Source organism: Dolichospermum sp. LEGE 00246, from assembly GCF_015207865.1.
Lineage (GTDB): Bacteria > Cyanobacteriota > Cyanobacteriia > Cyanobacteriales > Nostocaceae > Dolichospermum > Dolichospermum heterosporum.
In genome coordinates this window covers 1-4,590 of record NZ_JADEWA010000436.1, presented here as the reverse complement: position 1 = coordinate 4,590, position 4,590 = coordinate 1, and the positions used below count along the sequence as shown (strand labels likewise).

The following is a 4,590-nucleotide window of genomic DNA, read 5'->3' as shown; positions in this document are numbered from 1 at the left end:
CCCCCAACCCCCTCCCCGCAAGCGATGAGGGGGCTAAGATGTACCTTATATGATTGGAAATTGCTGTAAAAAAATACCCAAAAATTTCTTGTGGTGCGAGACGAAAAGCCCGCTAATCATCAAGGACAGGCAGGATGCCCATCCCACAAAATTTGGCTTACTTTAACTAACTAATAACTAAACCCAATTTTTCAACAAGATTTTTAACGCTCCGCGATCGCTATTGATCAGAAGTTAATCGCCAAAAGCCTGAAACGACGGATTTTCCTTCATGCAGATCATTGTGGTTTTGGTTCATATTCGGTATTCATAATAAGTGTTGATGCAATTCTACTTGATTAAGCATAATTACAACACCTTACACTGTGCATAATGCCTTAATAGATGATCACATAGAACTAAAGCTACCATCGCATCAACCATTGGTACAGCACGGGGTAAAACACAAGGATCATGTCTTCCTTTTCCTGCTAAAACCGTTTCTTCCCCTTCCTTCGTTACGGTTTTTTGTTCCTTTCTAATCGTAGCTGTTGGTTTAAAAGCCACGCGGATAATAATGTTTTCACCGTTGGAAATTCCCCCCTGAATTCCGCCTGAACGGTTAGTTACTGTGCGAATTTCCCCATGTTCATCAATATAAAATTCGTCGTTATGTTCAAACCCCGTTAATAAAGTTCCATCAAAACCAGAACCGATTTCAAAACCTTTACTTGCGGGTAATGACATTACCGCCTTTGCTAAATCTGCTTCTAATTTATCAAAAACTGGTTCGCCTAAACCCTTGGGAACATTCCGCACCACACATTCAACGACACCACCGATGGAATTACCATCTTTACCAGTTTGTTCGATTAAGGAAATCATGGTGTTGGCAATTTCGCCATCTGGACAGCGGACGATATTGCTTTCGACATCGGCTAAAGTCACAGTATTGGTATCAACAACCCCTTCTAAATCTTTAATTCGCTTGACATAGGCGATTACCTCTACACCTGCAACTTGATGTAAAATCTTTTTAGCGATCGCACCAGCAGCAACTCTACCTATTGTCTCACGGGCGGAGGATCTGCCACCACCTTGCCAATTTCTCAAGCCATACTTAGCATCATAGGTAGCATCTGCATGGGAAGGGCGATATTTCTGCGCCATCTCATCATAATCTTCGGGACGAGTATTTTTATTTCTGACCAAAATGGCAATGGGTGTTCCCAGAGTTTTTCCCTCAAACACCCCAGATAGAATCTCACAGGTGTCAGCTTCTTTGCGAGGAGTGGTAATTTTACTTTGTCCCGGTCGTCTTCTATCTAACTCAAATTGAATTTCCTCGGCGGAAATTTCCAGTTGTGGGGGACAACCATCAATGATCACCCCCACACCGCCGCCGTGAGATTCGCCAAAAGTAGTAATACGGAAAAGATGACCAAAAGTGCTGCCCATGATGTTGAAAAAATACAGACTGGAATATTTATTTTACATGGAGTTGGGCGATCGCGTTCGCGTTCCGATAGCTTGCGTGGCGACGCAGGAGCCATAGGAATAGAGATAGCGCGGGGAATCGCTCATGAAAAATCCCCAATTCCCCAGGACATCAGTTATCTTAAAGACTTTCATCTTCTCCCCTTGTCACCTGTTAATAATCGAGTCTGACAGTTAAACTATTAGAAGAAAACTATAATTTCTAGACTTGACAATTTCCGCCCAAAAAAGCCATAAAGGGTAACTAACTATTATGAAAAATTTGCACAAAAAAGCTTTGATAAAACAGCAGTTACTAGGTTCATCTCCGCGTCACGTTTTAGCAGGAGTCATAGCCGCCGGGTTGATGACATTGCCCGGTATGATTGGTGGTAATCCCGTCTTAGCGCAACAAAAAACCCAGCGAAATTCCTTAACCTATGGTGAATTAATTCAAAAAGCCAGTAAAGGAGAAGTAAAAAAAGTAGAGTTAGATCAAGCTGAACAAACAGCTAGAGTTTATTTAGTGGGACAAAAACGCGATAGTCTGCCTTTACAAGTACGTCTTCTAGATCAAAATGCGGAATTAATTAATAAACTTAGAGAAAAAAAAGTTGATTTTGGCGAAGTTTCCTCCGCTGGAAACCGAGCCGCTGTCGGCTTATTAATTAATCTCATGTGGATTTTGCCCCTAGTGGCTCTGATGTTATTATTCCTGCGGCGTTCTGCAAATGCTTCTAACCAAGCCATGAGTTTTGGTAAATCTCGCGCACGGTTTCAAATGGAAGCGAAAACAGGCGTAAAATTTAATGATGTGGCGGGAGTCAAGGAAGCCAAAGAAGAATTGGAAGAAGTTGTCACTTTTCTCAAACTTCCAGAAAAATTTACAGCAGTAGGGGCAAAAATTCCCAAAGGTGTCCTATTAATTGGACCACCAGGAACAGGAAAAACCTTACTCGCCAAAGCCATTGCGGGAGAAGCAGGTGTCCCATTTTTCAGTATGTCTGGTTCGGAATTTGTGGAAATGTTCGTCGGTGTCGGCGCTTCCCGTGTCAGAGATTTATTCAAAAAAGCTAAAGAAAATGCCCCTTGTTTAATATTCATTGATGAAATTGATGCGGTAGGTAGACAACGGGGTGCAGGTATTGGGGGTGGAAATGATGAACGGGAACAAACCCTTAACCAACTATTAACGGAAATGGATGGGTTTGAAGGGAATACGGGGATTATTATTATTGCGGCTACCAACCGTCCAGATGTCCTTGATTCGGCTCTATTACGCCCAGGACGCTTTGATAGACAGGTAATTGTGGATGTCCCCGATTTGAAGGGAAGACAGGAAATTTTGACAGTCCACGCTCAGAATAAGAAGATTGATCCTAGTGTATCTTTAGAAGCGATCGCTCGCCGCACCCCTGGCTTTACCGGTGCAGATTTAGCCAATTTACTCAACGAAGCCGCCATTCTCACCGCCAGAAGACGCAAAGAAGCCGTTACCGACTTAGAAATTGATAACGCCATAGATAGAGTAGTCGCAGGTATGGAAGGAACTGCTTTAGTAGACAGCAAAAACAAACGTCTAATTGCTTATCACGAAGTTGGACACGCTTTAGTAGGAACATTAGTTAAAGGTCATGATCCTGTACAAAAAGTTACACTCATTCCCAGAGGACAAGCGCTGGGGTTAACTTGGTTTACTCCCAATGAAGAACAGGGTTTAATTTCCCGTTCCCAAATTTTAGCCCGCATTGCCGCAACTTTAGGTGGTCGCGCGGCGGAAGAAATCGTGTTTGGGAAAGCGGAAGTTACCACAGGTGCAGGAAATGACTTGCAACAAGTTACCAGTATGGCACGACAAATGGTAACGAAATTCGGAATGTCCGATTTAGGTCCAGTTTCCTTAGAAAATCAAAACAACGATGTATTTTTAGGACGAGACTGGATGAATAAATCTGAATATTCTGAAGACATTGCAGCGAAAATTGATCACGCAGTCCGGGAGATTGTTAACCGCTGTTATATTCAAGCTAAAGAAATCATTCAAGAAAACCGATTAATTTTGGAACGGGTAGTTGACTTGTTGATAGAACAAGAAACCGTTGAAGGTGATGTTTTCCGCACCATTGTAGCTGATAATACAGCCATTAAAGTAACCAATGAGCCAGTGGCCGTAACTTATTAGTTGAGGTTCAAAAATCGGCGTTGCTGCATTGAGGTATGAAATTCAATTGAACCTTTGAAACTCCTACCTTTGCGTGAGACTAAAATTCATACCATTAATCAGCAACGCCAGAAAATCCTTGTAGAGACGTTCCATGGAACGTCTCTACTTTTTTCTGATTAATAAAAATATCAATCTGTATTTATCTGCGTTCAATTGTCCATAAAAATCTCACCATAGTGGGATTTAGGGGCAGATAAAAGCTAAAATAGGCAATTGGAGAGTTAACCGATGCCATGTTTGATATATTGCCTTTTCGCTTTGAGTTAGATACAGTTGCGATCGCTGGAGCTTGTCTATGGGCTTTAGCGTTATATGTGAGTTTTTCCCAAACCAGAGAATGGATAACGACACAACTCAACCGCTGGTTTAATTTTGCTGAACGGTTCCTCTATACCAGTCAATCAGAATTTGAAAAGACTCGCCAAGCCAGAGAATCACAAAATTCTTTTTATGCTTCACTATTTAGCATTTTCCCATTTTTGATATTTGGTAGTTTATCTAACTGGCTTCTGAATATCAGTTTAGGTAATAGCTGGGGAATTAGTATGGGTATACTTACTTGTATTGGTGCTGGTGTCTATGAATTAGGACGCGGACAAGGGGAAGAGTAAATTTACGTACCTTCAATCATAGTTATTTCCGCATCAGTTAATTCATACAGTTCATAAACTAATTGATTGATTTGTCTATCAGTAGCTTGAATTTGTTGCTGAATCATTCGTTTAGATGGGGGTGTATTTGCTTTATTGAGTTGTTGATGAAGATAAAGCATTTGTTCAACCAGTTTAACTATTTGATTATGAATCTTTTTTTCTTTTGGACTAGAAAAATCAATCAATCGAATTGGTAATTGTTCAATAAACTGAGTAAAATAACGAAAAAAGCCTCCTCGCATTGTTGTACTAATATTT

General features: G+C 41.0%; 5 protein-coding genes. 3 read left to right on the top strand and 2 right to left on the bottom strand.

The window, feature by feature from the left end; genetic code table 11:
- Positions 1 to 348: 348 nt before the first annotated feature.
- On the bottom strand, positions 349 to 1,437 hold the full coding sequence (gene aroC, locus IQ228_RS21635; RefSeq protein ID WP_193964399.1) for a chorismate synthase: 1,089 nt from the start codon (positions 1,435 to 1,437) through the stop codon (positions 349 to 351).
- On the opposite strand from aroC, the gene IQ228_RS21630 reads away from it, so the two are divergent.
- The 3 genes from IQ228_RS21630 (at position 1,417) to IQ228_RS21620 (ending at position 4,290) form a co-directional block, all read left to right on the top strand.
- Positions 1,417 to 1,647: a hypothetical protein gene (locus IQ228_RS21630; RefSeq protein WP_027400937.1), complete on the top strand. Its 231-nt coding sequence runs from the start codon at positions 1,417 to 1,419 to the stop codon at positions 1,645 to 1,647. The two genes, aroC and IQ228_RS21630, sit on opposite strands and share 21 nt — an antisense overlap.
- A gap of 82 nt (positions 1,648 to 1,729) precedes the next feature.
- Entirely contained in the window at positions 1,730 to 3,637 is a 1,908-nt protein-coding gene (gene ftsH, locus IQ228_RS21625; RefSeq protein WP_027400938.1) for an ATP-dependent zinc metalloprotease FtsH, read from the top strand.
- Between the two features lie 275 nt (positions 3,638 to 3,912).
- On the top strand, positions 3,913 to 4,290 hold the full coding sequence (locus tag IQ228_RS21620) for a hypothetical protein (RefSeq protein ID WP_193964391.1): 378 nt from the start codon (positions 3,913 to 3,915) through the stop codon (positions 4,288 to 4,290).
- 2 nt (positions 4,291 to 4,292) lie between these two features.
- On the opposite strand, the gene IQ228_RS21615 is transcribed toward IQ228_RS21620, so the two are convergent.
- A partial coding sequence (locus IQ228_RS21615) for a hypothetical protein (protein ID WP_193964389.1) occupies positions 4,293 to 4,590 on the bottom strand: 298 nt, incomplete at its 5' end.